The sequence below is a fragment of the Rhodococcus sp. P4_F5 genome (assembly GCF_056401315.1).
This window is the reverse complement of sequence record NZ_JBFUJP010000047.1, coordinates 15,500-35,732: the sequence shown is the minus strand read 5'-3', so window position 1 is coordinate 35,732 and position 20,233 is coordinate 15,500. Positions and strand designations below refer to the sequence as shown.

19 protein-coding genes are annotated in these 20,233 nt (G+C 71.8%); 5 read left to right on the top strand and 14 right to left on the bottom strand.

What is annotated here, in order from left to right; translation table 11 throughout:
* Positions 1-1,165: alpha/beta-hydrolase family protein (locus AC1DU4_RS18015; RefSeq protein WP_477842060.1), on the top strand; the 1,165-nt coding region annotated here is incomplete at its 5' end.
* A 91-nt stretch (positions 1,166-1,256) separates the two neighbouring features.
* Positions 1,257-2,108, top strand: a complete 852-nt coding sequence (locus AC1DU4_RS18010) for a formate/nitrite transporter family protein (RefSeq protein ID WP_477842064.1) — start codon at positions 1,257-1,259, stop codon at positions 2,106-2,108.
* Between the two features lie 123 nt (positions 2,109-2,231).
* Here the strand turns inward: AC1DU4_RS18010 and AC1DU4_RS18005 are convergent, their stop codons facing one another.
* The 3 genes from AC1DU4_RS18005 to gatC all read right to left on the bottom strand — a co-directional run bounded on the left by AC1DU4_RS18005 (position 2,232) and on the right by gatC (position 4,760).
* Positions 2,232-2,831: a transglutaminase-like domain-containing protein gene (locus tag AC1DU4_RS18005; RefSeq protein ID WP_477842058.1), complete on the bottom strand. Its 600-nt coding sequence runs from the start codon at positions 2,829-2,831 to the stop codon at positions 2,232-2,234.
* A gap of 154 nt (positions 2,832-2,985) precedes the next feature.
* On the bottom strand, positions 2,986-4,464 hold the full coding sequence (gene gatA / locus AC1DU4_RS18000; protein WP_072845117.1) for an Asp-tRNA(Asn)/Glu-tRNA(Gln) amidotransferase subunit GatA: 1,479 nt from the start codon (positions 4,462-4,464) through the stop codon (positions 2,986-2,988).
* Positions 4,461-4,760 (bottom strand): Asp-tRNA(Asn)/Glu-tRNA(Gln) amidotransferase subunit GatC, encoded by a 300-nt coding sequence (gene gatC, locus AC1DU4_RS17995; protein WP_072845116.1) that lies wholly within the window; start codon positions 4,758-4,760, stop codon positions 4,461-4,463. Before gatC ends, gatA begins: the two co-directional genes overlap by 4 nt.
* Positions 4,761-5,049: 289 nt before the next feature.
* On the opposite strand from gatC, the gene AC1DU4_RS17990 reads away from it, so the two are divergent.
* The gene (locus AC1DU4_RS17990) at positions 5,050-5,700 is read left to right on the top strand and encodes an ACT domain-containing protein (protein WP_477842055.1); all 651 of its coding nucleotides are present in this window, start codon (positions 5,050-5,052) and stop codon (positions 5,698-5,700) included.
* 16 nt (positions 5,701-5,716) lie between these two features.
* Here the strand turns inward: AC1DU4_RS17990 and AC1DU4_RS17985 are convergent, their stop codons facing one another.
* Entirely contained in the window at positions 5,717-6,205 is a 489-nt protein-coding gene (locus AC1DU4_RS17985) for a GNAT family N-acetyltransferase (protein WP_477842053.1), read from the bottom strand.
* A 1,000-nt stretch (positions 6,206-7,205) separates the two neighbouring features.
* Between AC1DU4_RS17985 and soxR the strand changes: the two genes are divergently transcribed.
* Positions 7,206-7,682: a redox-sensitive transcriptional activator SoxR gene (soxR, locus tag AC1DU4_RS17980; protein WP_477842051.1), complete on the top strand. Its 477-nt coding sequence runs from the start codon at positions 7,206-7,208 to the stop codon at positions 7,680-7,682.
* Positions 7,683-7,752: 70 nt separating this feature from the next.
* On the opposite strand, the gene AC1DU4_RS17975 is transcribed toward soxR, so the two are convergent.
* The 10 genes from AC1DU4_RS17975 to AC1DU4_RS17930 all read right to left on the bottom strand — a co-directional run bounded on the left by AC1DU4_RS17975 (position 7,753) and on the right by AC1DU4_RS17930 (position 19,127).
* Positions 7,753-8,277, bottom strand: coding sequence for a flavin reductase family protein (locus AC1DU4_RS17975; RefSeq protein ID WP_477842049.1), 525 nt, complete (start codon positions 8,275-8,277; stop codon positions 7,753-7,755).
* 146 nt (positions 8,278-8,423) lie between these two features.
* The gene (ligA, locus tag AC1DU4_RS17970) at positions 8,424-10,538 is read right to left on the bottom strand and encodes an NAD-dependent DNA ligase LigA (protein ID WP_477842047.1); all 2,115 of its coding nucleotides are present in this window, start codon (positions 10,536-10,538) and stop codon (positions 8,424-8,426) included.
* A 44-nt stretch (positions 10,539-10,582) separates the two neighbouring features.
* Positions 10,583-12,016 (bottom strand): phytoene desaturase family protein, encoded by a 1,434-nt coding sequence (locus AC1DU4_RS17965; protein WP_477842045.1) that lies wholly within the window; start codon positions 12,014-12,016, stop codon positions 10,583-10,585.
* A 61-nt stretch (positions 12,017-12,077) separates the two neighbouring features.
* A complete protein-coding gene (locus AC1DU4_RS17960) occupies positions 12,078-13,100 on the bottom strand; it encodes a methionine synthase (protein ID WP_477842043.1) in 1,023 nt (340 codons plus the stop codon).
* Positions 13,097-14,191: a tRNA 2-thiouridine(34) synthase MnmA gene (gene mnmA, locus AC1DU4_RS17955; protein WP_477842042.1), complete on the bottom strand. Its 1,095-nt coding sequence runs from the start codon at positions 14,189-14,191 to the stop codon at positions 13,097-13,099. The genes AC1DU4_RS17960 and mnmA overlap by 4 nt, the downstream gene beginning before the upstream one ends.
* Positions 14,191-15,432, bottom strand: coding sequence for a cysteine desulfurase family protein (locus tag AC1DU4_RS17950; RefSeq protein ID WP_477842040.1), 1,242 nt, complete (start codon positions 15,430-15,432; stop codon positions 14,191-14,193). The genes mnmA and AC1DU4_RS17950 overlap by 1 nt, the downstream gene beginning before the upstream one ends.
* A 67-nt stretch (positions 15,433-15,499) precedes the next feature.
* Positions 15,500-16,369, bottom strand: a complete 870-nt coding sequence (locus AC1DU4_RS17945) for a lysophospholipid acyltransferase family protein (protein WP_477842038.1) — start codon at positions 16,367-16,369, stop codon at positions 15,500-15,502.
* Positions 16,366-17,181 carry a GNAT family N-acetyltransferase gene (locus AC1DU4_RS17940; protein ID WP_477842036.1) on the bottom strand — a complete coding sequence of 272 codons (816 nt, stop codon included), beginning with the start codon at positions 17,179-17,181 and terminating at the stop codon, positions 16,366-16,368. Before AC1DU4_RS17940 ends, AC1DU4_RS17945 begins: the two co-directional genes overlap by 4 nt.
* Before the next feature lie 144 nt (positions 17,182-17,325).
* Positions 17,326-18,282 carry an electron transfer flavoprotein subunit alpha/FixB family protein gene (locus tag AC1DU4_RS17935; protein WP_072845106.1) on the bottom strand — a complete coding sequence of 319 codons (957 nt, stop codon included), beginning with the start codon at positions 18,280-18,282 and terminating at the stop codon, positions 17,326-17,328.
* A 44-nt stretch (positions 18,283-18,326) separates the two neighbouring features.
* On the bottom strand, positions 18,327-19,127 hold the full coding sequence (locus tag AC1DU4_RS17930; RefSeq protein WP_072845105.1) for an electron transfer flavoprotein subunit beta/FixA family protein: 801 nt from the start codon (positions 19,125-19,127) through the stop codon (positions 18,327-18,329).
* Between the two features lie 241 nt (positions 19,128-19,368).
* Here AC1DU4_RS17930 and AC1DU4_RS17925 point away from each other — a divergent pair, with 241 nt between their 5' ends.
* Complete coding sequence (locus AC1DU4_RS17925) at positions 19,369-20,220, top strand: class I SAM-dependent methyltransferase (RefSeq protein ID WP_477842034.1); 852 nt, start codon at positions 19,369-19,371, stop codon at positions 20,218-20,220.
* Positions 20,221-20,233 lie beyond the last annotated feature (13 nt).

Here is a 20,233-nt window from a genome sequence, read left to right as displayed (position 1 = left end):
GACCGGCGCGGCGGCGGTGGCCGTTGCGCTGGTCGGCGCGGACCGCTGGCAGGGCACGCTGCGCGCGGCGCTGGGCCGGCCGACGATCGGTCCGGGGTACTGGCTCGAGGTGTTCTCCGGGGCGGGTGCGCTGACCCTGGCCGCGGCCCTGGTGGTCACCGCCGTGGCGGCGGGGTGCCGACGGCTGGGTCGGGCGCGCGTCACCGCGGCAGCGCTCACGCTCACGCTGGCTACGGCGACATGGTTGGGCCCGGCCGCCGCGGGCGCCCTGGAACACTCGTACGCGGCCGCCAATTCGGCCGTGGACGCCGCACTGCCGCAACCGGTTTCGTCCACGCTGTCGGGCAGCGCCGACTCGCTGAGTGAGTGGCGGACGCTCGGCGCCAACGGCCGCAAGTTCGTGGCCGGCCCGACCGCCCCCGGCGCGGTACGCACCTATGTCGGCCTCGACGCGGCCGCCGGCCTCGACGCCCGGGTCGCGCTGGCGGTGCGGGAACTCGAGCGCGCCGGGGGCCTGCGCCGCGCCGCCGTGGTGGTCGCGGTGCCGACGGGGTCCGGGTGGATCGACGGCGCCGCCGTCACCGGCTTCGAGCGCCGCTTCGGCGGCGACGTCGCGACGGTCGGGGTTCAGTACTCGGCGGCCCCGAGCTGGATGACGTTCCTGTTCGGCCGACACGACGCCGAACGGTCCGCGCGGGCGCTCTTCGACGCGGTGTCCGCGCGGGTAGGGCAGCTGCCGGTCGGCGAACGCCCGAAGCTCTACGTGTACGGCCAGAGCCTCGGCGCGGTCGGCGCGAGCGCGATCTTCCGCGACGGGGACGACCTGCGGGCCAGGTCCTGCGGCGCCCTCTACGCCGGGCCGCCCGCCGGGGCCGTGAACACCGACGGCGCGGTGGTGCTGGCCAACGCGTCGGACCCCGTGGTGTCGTGGTCGCCGGGCCTGCTGGTGCGCCCGCCCGACCTGCCGCCGGTGCGGGCCGACGCCCCGGTGCCGCCGTGGCTGCCGGTGGCCGGCTTCGTGGCCACCACCGTCGACCTGCTCACCGCCCTGGACACGTCCCCCGGCCACGGGCACCGGTACGGCACCGACCAGGGCACCGCCTTGCCCGACTGCGCGGCTCCCGCGACCGGAGTGGCCCTCACGCCGCCCACGTCGCACCGTTGAGCAGAGCGCAACGCGACCTGAGGGTGAAAGCAATACCCAGGACACACCGGATCGCCAGACTGTTGACCATTCCCGCACCTGGAGGTTTGCCRTGTCCTACGTTCCACCCGCCGAACTGGCACGCTCGATGGTCGATGCCGGCCAGAGCAAGGTCCTCATGTCCACCCGTGACACCCTCATCCGAGGCTTCATGGGCGGCGCACTGCTCACGCTCGCCGCCGCCTTCGCCGTCACGGTCACCGTCCAGACCGGCAGCGCACTGCTCGGGGCGGTCCTCTTCCCCGTCGGCTTCTGCCTGCTCTACCTTCTCGGGTTCGACCTGCTCACCGGCGTCTTCACGCTGACACCGATCGCCTACCTCGACAAGCGTCCCGGCGTCACCGTCGCGGCGATTGCGCGCAACTGGGCTCTGGTCTTCGTCGGCAACTTCGCCGGTGCGTTCACCGTGGCCGTCCTGATCACGTTCATCCTGACCTACGGGTACTCCATCCCGCCGAACGATGTCGCCGAGAAGATCATGCACATCGGGGAGGCGCGCACCGTCGGCTATGCCGAGCACGGCGCCGCGGGCATGATGACCCTGTTCCTGCGCGGCGTCCTGTGCAACTGGATGGTCTCGACCGGCGTCGTCGCCGCGATGATGTCGAAGAGCGTGCCGGGCAAGGTCCTGCTGATGTGGATGCCGGTCATGCTGTTCTTCTACATGGGCTTCGAGCACTCCGTGGTCAACATGTTCCTGTTCCCGTCGGGCCTGCTGCTCGGCGCCGACTTCTCCCTCGCCGACTACCTGATCTGGAACGAGATCCCGACGGTCCTCGGCAACCTGGTCGGCGGCGTGGTCTTCGTCGGGCTGGCGATCTACACCACGCACGTGCGCACCCAGCCGAAGCGCGTCGTCACCGAGCCCGCACCGGCCGCGCAGCGCGAAATCGAGACCGTCTGAGCCGACCACCTCCCATGCCGCCATTGCCGAAACATGAATATCGGGTTGTCGGTCGGGTGGCGATGCAGGTGGAAGACGAGTGAAGGGTCGACAGTCGGGCCGACTGTCGACCCTTCACTTGCGTTAGAGACTGGTTGGMAAGCCGTCGTCGTAGAGCGACAGCACGTCCGCCGCGCCGCGGAGCGTTTCGACGACACACGGCGCCGGCGCCGCGAAGATTCTCGGATAGTCGACTTCCCCGAGAGAGGGGTCAACGCGCCAGGCAAGTTGTTCCGAATCGAGCGAGAACTGTGCGTCGACGCCGTCCTTGTTTCCGCGCGGATCTTGCCGGTGCCAGGCGCCGTCGAGGTAGATCGCGACCAACCCGTGCAGAACATGTCCGTCTCCATGCGCGAGACGCTGGTAGCACAGCCCTGCCGGGACGCCTTCGGATCGCAACAACGCCGCCAGCAGGTGCGACTTGGCATAACAGAGTCCGACGCGCTGCGCGAGAACCTCGCTCGCAGCCAAGGTAACCCGTGGATCCTGGACATCGTACGAGTGCCCTACCTCGTCTCGCACCCACTCGAAGGCAGCCTTGGCGAAGGACACGTCGCTGCCTGCCCTCTGCCGCAGCGTCAGCGCGAGTGTTCGGACGGATTGGTCGTCGACATCGATGAACTCGTTGCCGGCCAGATAGTTTTCCGGAGGTGCGGTTTCGAGGACCAAATCGGTGGTTGCCATTCAATGGATGGTTGAGGAGCCCACGCGGGACAGTCAAGCCCCGCAGGACAACGCACCGGGGGACTTCGGATTCCGGAGCGAGCGGCACTCACAAAAGATTCGACCCCGGGGCGTCACCGACGCGCCGGGGTCGAACCTGCTTGTGTACCGAGCGTCAGGGCCGGGCGATCGGCCCGCGGGCCGCCTCGTAGGCCGCACCCACGCGGTAGAGCCGCTCGTCGGCCAGGGCGGGTGCCATGATCTGCAGGCCCACCGGCAGCCCGTCGTCGGCCGACAGGCCGGACGGCACCGACATCGCGCAGTGCCCGGCCAGGTTGGTCGGCAGCGTGCACAGGTCGGAGAGGTACATCGCCAGCGGGTCGTCGACCTTCTCGCCGATCTTCCACGGGGTGAACGGGCTGGTCGGCGAGACCAGGACGTCGACCTGCTCGTAGGCCCGGTCGAAGTCGCGGGCGATCAGCGTGCGCACCTTGAGGGCCTGGCCGTAGTAGGCGTCGTAGTACCCGGAGGACAGCGCATAGGTGCCGATCATGATGCGGCGCTTGACCTCTTTGCCGAATCCGGCGGCACGGGTCGCCGCCATCACCTGGTCGGCGCTCATGTTGCCGTCGTCGACCCGCATGCCGTAACGCATCGCGTCGAAGCGGGCCAGGTTCGAGGACACCTCGCTGGGCAGGATCAGGTAGTAGGCGGCGAGCGCGTGCAGGAAGCTCGGGCAGGACACCTCCACCACCTCGGCGCCGAGTTCCTTCAGCTGCGCGACCGCGGTGTCGAAGGAGGCGATGACGCCCGGCTGGTAGCTCTCGGAGTGCAGTTCCTTGACGATGCCGACGCGCACGCCCTTCAGGTCACCGTTCGCGCCCTGGCGGGCCGCCTCGACGACCGGCCGGACCGGGGCGTTGACCGAGGTGGAGTCGCGGGGGTCGTACCCGGCGATCACCTCGTGCAGCAGCGCCGTGTCGAGGACGGTGCGGCCGCAGGGGCCGCCCTGGTCCAGAGAGGACGCGCACGCGACCAGCCCGTACCGGGACACCGTGCCGTAGGTGGGCTTGGTGCCGACGGTGGCCGTGACGGCCGCGGGCTGACGGATCGAGCCGCCGGTGTCGGTGCCGATCGCGAGCGGGGCCTGGTTCGACGCCAGCGCGGCCGCGGAGCCACCGCCCGAGCCGCCGGGGATCCGGGTGGTGTCCCACGGGTTCAGGGTCGGCCCGTAGGCGGAGTTCTCGGTGGACGAGCCCATCGCGAACTCGTCCATGTTGGTCTTGCCGAGCACCGGGATGCCGGCCTCGCGCAGCCGGGTGGTCAGCGTCGCGTCGTACGGCGCGACCCAGCCCTCGAGGATCTTCGACCCGCAGGTGGTGGGCATGTCGGTGGTGGTGAAAACGTCCTTGAGCGCCAACGGCACACCGGCCAGGGCGGACGCGGGCGCGTTCCCCGCCGCCAGCGAGTCGTCGACCGCCTTGGCCGCGGTGAGCGCCTGCTCGCCGGCGACGTGCAGGAACGCGTTGAGTTCGCCGTCGACGGCGGCGATCCGGTCCAGGTGCGCCTGCGTGACCTCGACGGAGGACACCTCGCGGGCATGGATCTTCGACGCGAGGACGGAGGCGTCCAGCGCGGTGAGGTCGGCGGTCACTGCTCTTCTCCCAGGATCTGCGGCACGGCGAAACGGTCCTGCTCGACGGCCGGCGCACCGGAGAGCGCCTGCTCGGGGGTCAGGCCGGGCACGATGACGTCGGGGCGGGTCACGTTGGTGATCGCGCTCGGGTTCGCGGTGGGGGGCACATCGTCCGCGGCGACCTCCGCGACGGTCTTGACGTGGCTGAGGATCGAGTCGAGCTGGCCGGCGAACTCGTCGAGTTCGGCGTCGGACAGCGCGAGCCGGGACAGCCGGGCGAGGTGGGCGACCTCGTCACGGGAGATGGCAGGCACCGCGTGGGCCCCTTTCAGGTCGGAGACAGCAATCGCCCCTAAGCGTAGAGCGTGTGCCCGACCGCGCCGCGGGCAGCGCCGTGTCGGGACGCGCGAGCCGGTCGGTGTGTTTCGCAGACGGAACATGTTGGTGTCGCGCGGATGACCGATCGGCGGCAAGCTGGGCCTTCGCCGTACCCGGCCGGATCCCACCGGGACGTTGCCCCACTGACCCGCCGCTCGATGGTGAAGGATGAAGACCGCGCGGGGGCACCGACGACCCCGGCGTTGCCTCAGACAAAGGAACACCGTGTCCTATCTACTGCGCGTCCAGTTGCCCGATCGACCCGGCAGCCTGGGCGCGTTGGCCGTGGCGTTGGGCTCGGTCGGCGCCGACATCCTCTCGCTCGATGTCGTGGACCGCGGCACCGGGTTTGCCGTGGACGACCTCGTCGTCGACGTGCCGCAGGGAGCGCTGCCCGACACCCTGATCACCGCGTCCGAGAAACTCGACGGCGTGCGGGTGGACTCGATCCGGCCGTACTCCGGGATGCTCGACACGCACCGCGAGCTCGAACTGATCGACCAGGTCGCGACGGCCCGCGACGACCGGCTGCAGGTCCTGGTGGACGGCGCGGCCCGGGTGCTGCGGGTCAGTTGGGCGAGCGTGGTCGGGACGGGCCCGCACGGGACGTTCCAGGTGGTCGGCAGCATGGGCGCACCGGAGACCCAGGCCGGCGAGATGCCGTGGATGCCACTGCAGAAGCCGGTTGTCCTCGACCCCGAGGCCGACTGGGTGCCGACGGTGTGGAAGGACATCGACACCAAGCTCGCCGCGGCACCCCTCGGCCACTCCGGCCGCGCGCTGCTGCTCGGCCGCGCGGGCGGGCCGGAGTTCCGCCCGTCGGAGATCGCACGACTCGGCTACCTGGCCGGCATCGTCGCGACGGTGCTCGGGTAGGCCCGGCTCAGGCGCGCTACGCGACCTCGCGCACCAGCACGGTCAGCGGCACGCCCGGCACCGGCTCCCAGTTCCGGTCCGGGGCGGGGACGAAGTGGTTTCGGTCGTAGATCCGGCGGGCATCGATCATGCCCGGCTCGGTGGAGATGACCACGGCCTGCTTGCCGCGGTCGTACGCGGCGTCGAGGGCGTACTGGACCAGCGCCGAGCCGGCGCCCTTGCCGCGGGCGGTCGGGGCGACGGCGAGCATCCGGAACTCGAGTTCACCCRGGCCCGCGACGTCCGCGAACGGGGACTCGGGCTCGGCTACCGTCACGGAGCCGACGATCTCGCCGTTCGCGACGGCGACGACCACCTCGGCCTGTTCGGCCCGGCCCTCGGTGTCCTGCAGTTTCTCGACGTATGCGCTTTCCTCGTGAACGAATCCACCGTTCACGTACACATCCATGGTGAGGGCCGCGACGGCCTCGAAGTCTGCGGGTCCTGCGGGTCGAATCTCGATCATTGGCACACTATCGCAGCAACAAAGCGCTGTCCCCAAACCAGTTCCGGGCCCTTTCCGCACCGGATCAGGCGGGCGAAGTACCTGCTCACCGCGGTGGCCGGGCCGACTCGTGCGGGATCGGCGGGCCGGCCGGCAGACGCCAACCGACACCCGTTCCCGCCGCCCGCGGGCGGCCCGGCACGCTGCCCGGCGAGCGGCCGTTCGGGCCGAACGACGACCGCGACCCCTCCGGCCCGACGCATCGTCGCATCAATCAAAACTGTTCCGACATATGGAATCTCGACCCGCCGGAGCACCCCGAGCCTCCACACCCGGCAGCTCGTCCGTTCGCCGCACATCTCGCGGACCGCACTTCCCGTCATCCCACTGACAGCAGTATTTCCATTGCACGACAAGATGATCCGACGAATCCGCGGCGCCCGATCCGCCCGGATGGCACACACACTTTCCCGAGCACGCCGAGCGAGCAAAGATGCCGCCCCGGCGCCACGACCGACTCGCCCACCGCTCCCAGAGTCCGGAGGAAGCCCACCCCGGCGCTCTCGAAATGACTTGCAGCCAAAGACCGTTCACCAGGCGAACGCGCGGTCCCACGTCCTGGCGGCGCACCCACTCGGCACACCGGCCGACGACGGCAGCGCCCGGGCGGGGCGGCGGGATCACCCCGCCGTTCACTCGTCGCGGCCACTGCCGAACCCGGCCGGACGGACCGGAATGCGTGTCGCACAGGAAGAACCACGCACCGGCGCGACGGACCCCGCGGCGACCCGGCGCACCGCCGTCGGGGCCACGCAATACTGTGACCTGACGCGACCGGACCGCCCGAAGGTGACGTTCAACACTATCGGCCGCGAACCCCTGCCACCTGGCGTTTTTCCGGCGGGCACGGTTCGCGCGAACACCTTGCGCGGCGGTGACACCGGGGCCATGCTGAAGTTCGAGTCCACTTCAACTCACCGGCTGTCGAGAACGTCCGGCTGTCGAGAACGCGAGGTCACCGATGCGCACGACGGACCTGCTGACCATGGGCGAGGTGGCCCGCCGCAGCGGCCTGGCGCCGTCCGCGCTGCGCTTCTACGAGCGGGAGGGCCTGATCGTCGCCACCCGCACCGCCGGCAACCAGCGGCGATACCAGCGCAGCGTGCTGCGACGGATCGCGTTCATCCGGGCGGCCCGCAGCATCGGGCTGCACCTGGACGAGGTGGCGCAGGCGCTCGACCAGCTGCCGGGCGGACGCACCCCCAACCTCGACGACTGGGCTCGGCTGTCGCAGAGTTGGCGCGGCCGGCTCAACGAGCAGATCGACGCGCTGGTGGCGCTGCGCGACGGGCTCGAGTCCTGCATCGGCTGCGGCTGCCTGTCCCTGAAGACGTGCGCGCTCTCGAACCCCGGGGACGCGGCGGCGAGCTACGGTCCCGGGGCGGCGTTCCTGCCGGAGGCGCTGCACCGGGAGCATCCGGCCGACGATCCCGGGTGAGCGACGGCGACGAACTCTCCTTCCCTGCCGCATCAGCCGCGACGGCGCCGCAGGTTCCGAACGGTCGTCCTCAGAGCGGCCGTAGGCCGCGGTACCGGCCGTCGTGGTAGACGAGCGGCGCGGCCGGACCCGACGGATCCGCATGCACCTCGGTCACCAGTCCGACCACCAGCAGGTGGTCCCCCAGGACGATTCGGCGATCCACGCGGGCGCGCATCCAGGTCGCCGTCCCGCCGAGCAGCGGTTCACCGGTGACGAGCCGGGTCCACACCGTCTTGTCGGCGAACCGCGACGCCGCCGGACCCGCGAAGCGCGCGGCCAGGTCCCGCTGCTCGGCCCCGAGCAGGTGGATCAGCACCGTGTCGGCTGCGCCCAGGCCGGTGCCGACCGTAGAGCGAGTCAGCGCATTGAAGGTGACCAGCATCGGGGTCATCGACACCGATGCGAACGAGGTCGCGGTGAAACCCGCCGGGCCGTCGGGGGTGTCGAAGGTGACGACCGTGACGCCGCCGGGGTGGCGGCGCATGGCAGAGCGGAAGGAGTCCGCGTGCGCGGCCGGCGCGGCGGAGACGGGGTCCAAGGCGGTGTCAGGCACGCCCAGAACGCTAAAACCTCAACTGGACTCGAGGTCAAACTCGACGGGGTGAGACGTCCGCCACAGCCACGAATCGTTCAGTGCCCAGGTCGGTTTCGCGTCGCTGCCGTGACCGCATCGGGAAAGAGGACACACCCGCGAGGCGGTCAGCCGTCCGCGCCGCCGTCGTCTGCCGACGTCACCGCCTCCGGACCGCCCGCGAGCAGCGCCCGGAAGCCGTCCTCGTCCAGGATCGGCACGCCCAACTGCTCGGCCTTGTCGGCCTTCGAGCCGGGCGCCTCCCCGACCACCACGAACGCGGTCTTCTTCGACACCGATCCGGCGGCCTTGCCGCCGCGGACGAGGATCGCCTCCTTGGCGCCGTCGCGGGTGAACCCGACCAGCGAACCCGTCACCACGATGGACAGGCCCTCGAGGTTCCGCTCGATGGACTCGTCGCGGGCATCCTCCATGGACACCCCGGCCGCCCGCCACTTCTCGACGATCTCCCGGTGCCAGTCCACCGCGAACCACTCGACGACGGCCGCGGCGATGGTGCCGCCGACCCCGTCCACGGCCGCCAGTTCCTCCACGGACGCGTTCTCGATCCGCTCCAGGCTGGCGAACTCCGAGGCCAGCGCCCGGGCGGCGGTGGGGCCCACGTGCCGGATCGACAGTGCCACCAGCACCCGCCACAGCGGCTGCTCCTTCGCGGAGTCCAGGTTGTCGAGCAGGCGTTTGCCGTTCGCCGACAACGTGCCCGCCTTGGTGGTGAACAGGGACGTCTTCATCAGCTCGTCGGCGGTCAGCGAGAACAGGTCGCCCTCGTCGGCGATCACACCGGCCTTGAGCAGTTCCGTCGCGGCCTCGTAGCCGAGCACCTCGATGTCGAACGCGCCGCGGCCGGAGACGTGGAAGACGCGTTCGCGCAGCTGCGCCGGGCAGGACCGCTGGTTGGGGCAGCGGATGTCGGCGTCGCCCTCCTTCGCCGGGGCGAGCGCGGTCCCGCACTCGGGGCAGTGCGTGGGCATCTCGAACTCGCGCTCGTCGCCGGTGCGCATGTCCACGACCGGGCCGAGGACCTCGGGGATCACCTCGCCGGCCTTGCGGATGACGACCATGTCGCCGATCAGCACGCCCTTGCGCTTGACCTCCGAGCCGTTGTGCAGGGTGGCGAGCGAGACCGTCGACCCGGCCACCGTCACCGGCTCCATGTACGCAAACGGGGTGACCCGGCCGGTGCGGCCGACACTGACCCGGATGTCGAGCAGCCGGGTGGTGGCCTCCTCAGGCGGGTACTTGTAGGCGATGGCCCACCGCGGCGCCCGGGAGGTGGAGCCGAGCCGGCGGTGCAGCGACATCTCGTCGACCTTGACCACCAGGCCGTCGATCTCGTGTTCCACGTCGTGCCGGTGCTCGTCCCAGTACCGGACCTTCTCGACCACCGCGTCCGCGCCGTGCACCCTCGCGGTGTGCGTGGAGACGGGCAGCCCCCAGGCCGCCAGCGCGATGTAGGCGTCGTGCTGACTGGCCGGTTCCCAGCCCTCGACGCGGCCGAGCCCGTGGCAGATCATGCCGAGCCGTCGCTTGGCGGTGACCGCGGGGTTCTTCTGCCGCAGCGAGCCGGCGGAGGAGTTGCGCGGGTTCGCGAACGGCGCCTTGCCCTCGGCCACCAGCGAAGCGTTCAGCGCCTCGAAGTCCTCGAGCCGGAAGAACACCTCGCCGCGGACCTCGAGCAGGGCGGGGATCGGGTACTCCGCGCTCGGGGTGAGAGTGTGCGGGATCTCCTCGATGGTGCGGGCGTTGAGCGTCACGTCCTCGCCGGTGCGGCCGTCGCCGCGGGTGGCGCCGCGCACCAGCCTGCCGTTCTCGTACACCAGGTTCAGCGCGACGCCGTCGATCTTCACCTCGCACAGGTAGTGCAGGTCGGGGCCGGTCTCGACTTCCACCTTGGCGATCCAGGCACGCAGTTCGTCCTCGTCGAAGACGTTGTCCAGGCTGAGCATCCGCTCGAGGTGGTCGACCGAGGTGAAGTCGGTCGAGAAGCCGCCGCCCACCAGCTGCGTCGGCGAGTCCGGTGTGCGCAGGTCCGGGTGCCGCTCCTCGAGCGCCTGCAGCCGGCCGAGCAGCTCGTCGAACGCACCGTCGGTGATGACGGGCGAGTCGCGCACGTAGTAGCGGAACTGGTGCTCGCGCACCTCCTCCGCCAGTCGCTGCCAGTCTTCGCGTTCGTCGGCGGTCGCCGCCGGGGTCGTCGACGTTCCGGCCTCGTTCTCATCCACCCGAGAAGGTTATCCCAGCGCACCGACACGACCGGTGCGACGACTCAGCCCGCCGCGAGCCCCTGCTTGCGCAGGTAACGCAGCGCCGACTCGGCGGCGTTGTAGCCGCACATGCCGTGCGCACCCGCACCCGGCGGCGTCGAGGCCGAGCACAGGAACATGCCGGGCACGCCGATGCTGTACGGGTCCAGCGCAATCCGTGGTCGCAGCGCCACCTGCAACCCGCTGTTCGCGCCGCCGACGATGTCGCCGCCGACGTGGTTCGGATCGGCCGCGGCCAGGCCGGCGGGTCCGGTGCCGACCACCGCGACGATCCGGTCCCTGAAACCCGGTGCGAAGCGTTCGATCTGGGCGGTGACCGCCTCGGTGGCGTCCCCCGGGTACCCGTGCGGCACATGGGCGTACGCGTACAGCGGGTGCAGGTTTCCCCGCGAGCGGGTGGGATCGGCGAGGTACTGCTGGCCCACCAACACGAACGGACGCCCGGGCATCGCGCCCGCGGCCACCGCGCGCTCGGCGGCGGCGACCTCGGCGAACGACCCGCCGAGGTGGACCGTTCCGGCGCGGCCGCAGTCCGCATTGGTCCACGGCACCGGGCCCTCGATCGCGTAGTCCACCTTGAACGCGCCGGGCGCATGCCGGAAACGCCGGTAGGCGCGGGCAATTCGGGGCGGAACCCGGTCGCCGAGGATGTCCAGCGCAGCCCGGGGCGCGAGGTCGAGGAGCACCACGTCTGCGGACGGAAGGTCCCCGGCCCGGTGGATCGCGACGCCGGTGTCGATCGCGCCGCCGTGCTCGACCAGCATCGCCGCCAACGCGTCGGTGATCGATCGCGACCCGCCCTCCGCCACCGGCCACCCGTGGCGGTGGCCGGCCGCGGTGATCATCAGCCCCACCGCAGAGGTCGCCGGGCGGTCGAGCCGACCGAACGCGTGGGCGGCCACCCCGCCGAAGAGCGCCCGCGCCCTCTCGGTGCGCCACCACCGCGCGGTCACCGTCGCGGGCAGCAGCGCCCGTGGACCGAAGGCCGCCAGCCGGAGCGGATGCCCGGGGATGCCCAGCACCGGCCGCATCAGGTCGGTGGCCAGGGCGTCGAACCCGCGGGACAGGTCACCGAACATCCGCTGCCAGCGCGGACCGTCCTCCCCCAGCCCGGCTGCGGTGGCCACGAGCGACCGGTGCAGGGCGCCCGCACTGCCGTCGTCGAGCGGGTGCGCGCAGTCGATCTCGGCCCAGCGCCAGGTCAGTCCGTGCCGCTCGAGGTCGAGGGTGGCCAGGTACGGCGAGCCGATGCCCATCGGGTGGAACGCGGAGGCGTAGTCGTGGATCAGGCCCGGCAGCGTCGCCTCACCCGAGCGGGTTCCGCCGCCGATCTGATCGGCCGCCTCGATCACCCGGACCTCGACGCCACTGCGCGCGAGGTGGACCGCGGCGGCCAGCCCGTTGGGTCCGGCACCGACGACGACGGCTGTGCTCACCGCGTCATTGTCCCCCGGCGACCGCCCCGGGACGGTCGAACCCGACGTGCCCGGCGGAGTGCTACTCGAACTCGGCGCCGTCCGCGAACGCCCGCGCCACCTCGGCGGCGCCGCGCAGCGCGGCCCGGGCCCAGTCCTCGCTCGCGCCCGCCAGCCCGCAGCCCGGGGTGACCAGCACCTGGGTGGCCAGCACCGTTCGCGGGAAGCCGAGACGGTCCACCAGCCGCACCGCGGGCTCGGCCAGCTCACGCCACGTGGGTGGCCGGTCCGGCTGCGTGGTCGGCACCAGGCCGAGCGCCAGCGACAGCCCGGCCTCCAGGATCTCCCCGACACCGTCGAGGTCGGCGGTCTTCAGTTCGCCGAGGTCCAGGCCGATCATCGCGGCCCCGCTGCGGCGCAGCAACGCCAGCGGCGCGCCGGCGGCGCAGCAGTGCACGAGCACCGGCCGGTCGAGCCGGGCGATCAACGAGTGCAGCACCTCGAGCGCCTCCGGCTCGGGCATCGCGCGGGGTGCCTGCAGGATCGACACCCCGGGCAGCGTGCCGGCCAGCACCGCGGGGAGCCCGGGCTCGTCGACTTGGACCACCACCGGCGAGCCGAGCCTGCGGGTGACCTCGGCGACGTGCTCGACCAGCCCCTCGGACAGGGACTCGGCGAGGTCGCGGACCGCGCCCGAGTCGGTCAGGGCGCGGTGCCCGCCGAACAGTTCGAGCTGCGAGGCCAACGTCAGCGGCCCCACCACCTGCACCTTCACCGGCTGGTCGGTGCCGCGCAGGCCGACGACCTCCCAGGCCTCCTCCATCGCGTCGAGGTCCCGGGAGAGCAGGTCGCGGGCACGTCGGGTCACCTTGCCGGGGCGCTGCGCGACGCGGTAGCCGGTGGTGGAGGTGTCCAGCGGCAGGTCCACCAGCACCGCGGCGGCGCGGCCGATCATGTCGGCGCCGAGCCCGCGGGCCGGCAGTTCCACCAGGTGCGGCAGCCCCGACAGCTCGCCCACCGACACGGCCGCGGCCTCGCGGGGATCCTCGCCCGGCCAGGACCCGACGCCCGTCGCGATGCCGACGGGGATGGCGGGTGTGCTCACCTGGTGACCGGTTCGGACCCGGTGCCGGCGATGGTGCCGCTGCCGAGTACCTCGTCACCGGCGGGGTCGGTGCGGTAGAGCACCACGGCCTGGCCGCGGGCCACGCCGGTGAGCGGCGCACGCAGGCGTACCTCGATCCCGCCGTCGACCGCCTCGGCCACGGCCTCCGCCAGGCCGCCGTGCGCCCGGACCTGCACCGTGCACTCGAGGGGACCGGTCGGCGCGACGCCGGACGTCCAGATGGCGCGGTCGGCGGCGATGGTCCACACCTGCAGCCGTTCCGCGGACCCGACCTTCACGGTGCCGGTCTCCGGTTCGATCGCGGTCACGTATCGGGGCTTGCCGTCGACGGCCGGGCCGTCGACGCCGAGGCCCTTGCGCTGCCCGATGGTGAAGCCGTGCACGCCGTCGTGGTCGGCGAGTTCCTCGCCCGAGTCGGCGTCGACCACCTTGCCGGGCCGGATGCCGATCTTGGCGCCCAGGAAGGCACGGGTGTCGCCCGACGGGATGAAGCAGATGTCGTGGCTGTCCGGCTTGTCCGCCACCGCGAGCCCGCGCTCGGCGGCCTCCGCCCGGATCTGCGGCTTCGGGGTGTCCCCGATCGGGAACATCGCCCGGGACAGCTGCTCCGCGGTGAGCACTCCGAGCACGTAGGACTGGTCCTTGTCGGCGTCGACGGCGCGCCGCAGCACCCCGTCGGAGAGCCGGGCGTAGTGCCCGGTCGCGACGGCGTCGAAGCCGAGCGCGATCGCCCGGTCCGCCAGGGCCGCGAACTTGATCTTCTCGTTGCACCGCAGGCACGGGTTGGGGGTCTCGCCCGCGGCGTAGGACTCGATGAAGTCCTCGATCACGTCTTCCTTGAACCGGTCCGCGAAATCCCAGACGTAGAAGGGGATCCCGAGGACGTCCGCGGCCCGCCGCGCGTCACCCGCGTCCTCCTTGGAGCAGCAGCCCCGGGACCCGGTGCGCAGCGTGCCGGGCGCCGTGGACAGCGCCAGGTGCACGCCGACCACCTCGTGTCCGGCGTCCACGGCGCGTGCCGCCGCCACCGCGGAGTCCACTCCGCCACTCATTGCCGCCAGTACCCGCATCAGCGCGATCCTCCCCTTGCTCCGACGCTTGCCAGGCCCGCGGCCCGCGCCCGCTGTACCACCTGCGGCAGGGCCGCGACCAGCGCGTCCACGTCCGCATCGGTCGACGTGTGGCCGAGCGAGAACCGCAACGATCCGCGGGCCACCCGGGGGTCCACCCCCATCGCGACCAGCACGTGACTGGCGCTGGCCACCCCGGCGGTGCATGCCGAACCGGTCGAGCACTCGATGCCGGCCGCGTCGAGCAGCATCAGCAGCGAGTCGCCCTCGCAGCCGGGGAAGGTGAAGTGCGCGTTGCCGGGCAGGCGCTCGCCCGGGTCCGCGCCGTTGAGCACCGCGTCGGGAATCACCCGACGGACCTCGGCGATCAGCCGGTCCCGCAGCCGGGTCAGTTCGGCCCGACGGATGCCGAAGTCGGAGACCGTCTTTCGCAGCGCGGCCGCCATCGCGACCGCCCCCGCCGTGTCCAGGGTGCCGGCCCGCAGGTCACGTTCGTGGCCGCCGCCGTGCAGCAGCGGCACACACGGCACCTGACGGCCGAGCAGCAACGCCCCGGCGCCGTGGGGTCCACCGAACTTGTGCGCCGCGATGCTCAGTGCGGACAGCCCGCTCGCCGCGAAGTCCACCGGCGCCTGCGCCGCGAACTGGACCGCGTCGCTGTGCATGGGGACACCGAATTCGCTTGCGATGGAAGCCAGTTCGACGATCGGCAGGACCGATCCGACCTCGTTGTTGGCCCACATCACGGTGACCAGTGCGGTCTCGTCGCCGTGTGCGGCCAGCTCGGCACGCAGCCACTGCGGGTCCACCCGGCACTGCTCGTCGACCGGCATCCAGCTCACCTCGGCGCCCTCGTGCTCGACCAGCCACTGCACCGCGTCGAGCACCGCGTGGTGCTCGACGGTGCTCGTGACGATGCGGCGGCGGCGCGGGTCGGCGTCCCGGCGGGCCCAGAAGATGCCCTTGACGGCGAGGTTGTCGCTCTCGGTCCCGCCCGAGGTGAACAGCACCTCGGACGGCCGGGCCCCGAGGTCGGCGGCGATCGACTCGCGGGACTCCTCGACGCGCCGACGCGCGGCGCGACCCGAGCCGTGCAGCGAGGAGGCGTTGCCCACGGTCGCGAGCACCGCCGTCATGGCGGACGCCGACTCCGGCAGCATCGGGGTGGTCGCGGCGTGATCGAGGTAGACCGGGGGTACGGGAAATTCCTCGGCGGACTGGCTGGGCACGGGCGAAATCATGATTCGACCAGGATAGCCCGTGCTCCGGGCCACCGATGTCAGCGGCAGGTCCGGCGCAGCGCGACGCTCACGCCGCGACGGACTGACGCCCCGCCAGGCCCCGCTCGAGCAGGATCCCCGCGGCTGTGTCGGCGTCGGCGAACGTCCGTACCTCGCGGTCGCAGCGCGCGGCCAGGTCACGGCGGCACTCCCCCGGTTCCTGGGTCGGCGCCAACCGCACCCGCACGAGCACCCGGCGGGTACCGAGGATCCGGCGCAGCGACGCCACCAGCGTCTGCTCCCCGACGAAGCAGACCGTGGTGTCCAGCTCGCCGTCGCCGCCGCAGTACCTGATCCCGACCGGCTGCACCAGGGCGTCCGCGTCGATCGCCGACTGGAACATCGCGGGCCGGAGGCCGCCGTACGCCCGGCCGCACCAGGTGGTCGCCTCGGGAAAGGCCACCACCCGTCCGCCGGTCCGCAGCCGTTCCGCCGCCTCGTCGACGGCGCCGCGCAGTTCCCCCAGCCGCTCCCGCTCGATCGGGATGACCCGCATCCGGCCGGCCAGCCGGCCCAGCAGCGGCCACTGCAGCAGGTCGGCCCGGGCCACGAAGTCCGCCGGCCCCAGCGCGGTGAGCACCAGCACGTCGGTCCACGAGACGTGCCCGGCCACCACCAGCGTCCCCCGGCCCGCCTCGACCGCCGGGGCGGTCCGGTCGTCGCGCACCTGCAGCCGCAGGCCGAGTCCGCGCAACACGGCCCGCGCGAAGCCGCACTGCAGCCGCTGCCGCGGCGTCCGGGGCAGCACCCCGCCGGCCACCAGCAGCACCGGCAACGCGAGCGCCAGCGCCGTGAGCAGCGTGCACCGCGCCACCACCCGTGCCGGGCCGGCGCGGCGCACCCGGCCGGGCAGGCAGCCGTCGCCGCACGGGCTGGTCGGCAGCCAGGGGTGACTCACCGGGTCACCAGGGGGACGACGGACGCGACCGCCCGCAGCCGGCTCAGGTACCGCTCGTCGGCCTCGTCCATGCCGAGCAGGGCCACGAAGTCGGCGACGCCGAAGTCGGGGTCGTGGGCGGGTTCCCCGCAGATCGACGCCCCGAGGCGCAGGTACCCCCGCAGCAGCGGCGGCAGCGTCACCCGGCCGGGCGGGTCCAGCGCGTCCAGTCCCGGCACCGGGCGCAGCGGACGCACCCGCAGGTCCGGGGGGCTGGCGTGCTCGGCGAGCACCCGGTCCCGCACGCCGCGCACGTCGACGCCGGGCAGGTCGGTGGGCCGCTGCCGCATCGGCACCGACACGCAGCCCATCGCCCACCGGTAGCCGGTGAGCTCGAGGTAGTTGAGGATGCCCGCCCACATCAGCCCCAGCACGGAACCGGTGCGGTGGTCGGGGCGCACGCACGCCCGCCCCATCTCGACCAGCCCCGGCCGCAGCGCATCGAGCGCGGCGAGGTCGAACTCGGTCTCGGTGTACAGCCCGCCCGCGGCGACCGCCGCGTCCGGGGTGAGCATCCGGTAGCAGCCGACCACCTCGTCGGCGACCTCGTCCAGCACCAGCAGGTGGTCGCAGTGCTCGTCGAAGCGGTCGGCGTCGAGGCCGTCCGCGATGCCGTGGACGGCCGCCTCGAAACCGGGCTCGGCCGCGAACACGTCGTACCTGAGGCGCTGGGCCGCCACCCGGTGCTCCCGGTCCGAGGACAACAGCAGGCGGTACCGGGGAGTGGTCGGCGTGGTGACGCTGGGAGGGGTGAGGACCTGCGTAGTCGTCATGCCGCCAGGTCTAACGAGCCGCGGCGGCATCCCGGCATCGGCGTGGTGTCAGGTCGGCGGCGACCGGGTGAACTGTCCGCCCGCGCAACGACGGCGGCCCCGCTCCCTGGGATGGGAGCGGGGCCGCCGAGCGGTGCGAGGTGATCAGCCCTTGTGAGCCTTGACCGCCTCGGTCAGCTGCGGTGCGACGTTGAACAGGTCGCCCACGACGCCGTAGTCCGCGATCTCGAAGATCGGGGCCTCTTCGTCCTTGTTGACCGCGACGATGGTCTTCGAGGTCTGCATGCCGGCCCGGTGCTGGATGGCGCCGGAGATGCCCAGCGCGATGTACAGCTGCGGGGAGACCGTCTTACCGGTCTGACCGACCTGGAACTGGCCCGGGTAGTAGCCCGAGTCCACCGCGGCACGCGAGGCGCCGACGGCGGCACCGAGCGAGTCGGCGAGCTCCTCGACGACCGAGAACTTGTCGGCGCTGCCGACGCCACGGCCACCGGAGACGACGACCGACGCCTCGGTGAGCTCGGGGCGGTCGCCACCGACGATCGGGTTGCGCGAGGTGACCTTGACGGCGCTCTCGTCCTGCGCGGGCACCTCGACGGCGACCTGCTCGCCTGCGGCGGCCTGCGGCTGGGCCTCGATGGCACCCGGGCGGACCGAGATGACCGGGACCTCGCCGTTGGCCTTGGCCTCGACGGTGAACGCGCCACCGAAGATGGAGTGCACGGCGCTGCCGTCCGCCTTGACGTCGATGACGTCGGTGAGCAGACCGGAGCCGATGCGCGCGGCCAGGCGACCGGACACCTCCTTGCCCTCGGTGGTGGCGGCCGTGATGACGGCGGCGGGGCCGACCGACTCGACGAGCGACGCGAGCACGTCCACCTTGGGGGTGATCAGGTAGCCGTCGATGTCGTCGGACTCGGCGACGTAGATCTTGGCCGCGCCGGCCGCGGCGAGCGCCTCGGCGAGCGGGGCCGCGGTGCCGGCGGGACCGGTCACGACGGCGGCCGGCTCACCCAGTGCGCGGGCGGCGGTGATGAGCTCGGTGCTGACCTTCTTGAGCGCACCCTCTGCGTGCTCGACGAGCACGAGTACTTCTGCCATGGCTTACTTCTCCTACGTGTGGTTCTGCTGGTTCAGGGGCGCGATCAGATGATCTTCTGGCCGACGAGGTAGGCGGCGATCTTGGAGCCGCCGTCGCCCTCGTCGGTGACGCGCTCGCCAGCGGTACGCGGGGGCTTCGGGGTGGACGCGGTGACGGTGGTGCCCGCGTTCGCGACGCCCACGGTCTCCGGGTCGACGCCGAGGTCGGCCAGCGTGAGGACGTCAACGGTCTTCTTCTTCGCGGCCATGATGCCCTTGAAGGACGGGAAGCGCGGCTCGTTGATCTTCTCGGTGACCGAGACGATGGCCGGCAGCGTGGCCTCGAGGCCGAAGATGCCCTCGTCGGTCTCGCGCTCACCGGTGACGATGCCGTCGGCGACGGTCAGCTTGCGCAGCTGGGTGAGCTGCGGGATGCCCAGGTACTCGGCGATGATGGCCGGAACCGCGCCGACGCGGCCGTCGGTGGCCTCGTTGCCCGCGATGATCAGGTCCGCCGGCTCCTCGTTCTCGAAGCCGATCTGGCCCAGCGCGGCGGCCAGGGTCCAGCCGGTCTGGATCGCGTCGGAGCCGTGCAGCGCCGGGTCGTTGATGTGGACGGCCTTGTCGGCACCCATGGACAGCGCCTTGCGGATGGCGTCGGTGGCGCGGTCGGGACCGGCGGACAGCACGGTCACCTCGCCGCCCTGTGCCTCCTTGATGAGCAGTGCCTCCTCGACGGCGCGCTCGTTGATCTCGTCGAGCACGGCGTCCGCGGCCTCACGGTCCAGCGTGAAGTCGCCATCGGTGAGCTTGCGCTCGGACCAGGTATCGGGGACCTGCTTGATCAAAACGACGATGTTCGTCATGGGTCTACGTCGACCTCCTGTGTGTGTCTGCCTGTTTCGCGAACTTTGCCGCGGTCGGCCGAGCTCTTGAGTAACCACCATCTCTCGCGCGATGGGCTGTGCGAGAGATTACCTCATGCTAAGTTACCGGTGGGTAACTTGAGCGGGAATGTCCGTTCACCATAACCGCGGGGGGATCATGAGCACCTGTGATGTGGACCACCCGCCCGCTTATGGCACCGAGGGCACTAACCTCGCTGCGGTGAGCGACTCATCTGTGACGGCCCCCGCTGCGAGCGGCGCCCAAGCCACCGACCCCGGCACCACGGCCGAGGCCGGCGGAGCGACCCTGCCTCCCGGCGAAGCGACCCTCCCCCTGACCGGCGAGCGCACCGTCCCGGGCGTGCCGGAGGAGAACTACTGGTTCCGACGCCACGAGGTGGTCTACCAGCAGCTGCTCGCGCGCTGCGCCGGCCGCGTCGTGCTCGAGGCCGGTTCGGGAGAAGGCTACGGCGCCAACATGATTGCCGATGTCGCCGAGAAGGTGATCGGACTCGACTACGACCAGTCCGCGGTCGAGCACGTGCGCGCCCGGTACCCCCGCATCGACATGCGCCAGGGCAATCTCGCGGACCTGCCGCTGCCGGACGCGAGCGTGGGCACAGTGGTCAACTTCCAGGTGATCGAGCACCTCTGGGACCAGGCACAGTTCCTGGCGGAGTGCTTCCGGGTGCTCGAGCCCGGCGGCGAGCTGATGGTCAGCACGCCGAACCGGATCACCTTCTCCCCCGGCCGCGACACCCCGCTCAACCCGTTCCACACCCGTGAGCTCAACGCCGCCGAGCTCACCGAACTGCTAGTGGAGGCCGGCTTCGAGGTGGAGCTGATGACCGGCGTGCACCACGGGCCGCGGCTGCGCGAGCTCGACGCCAAGCACGGCGGGTCCTTCATCGACGCCCAGATCGACCGCGCGCTCGCCGGCGAACCGTGGCCGCAGGACCTCGTCGCCGACGTCGAGGCCATCACCGTCGACGACTTCGCGCTGGTCGAGGCCGACATCGACGCCAGCCTCGACCTGGTCGCACTCGCCCGCAAGCCCGCGGTGGACCGGTGACCAACGCGTCCGG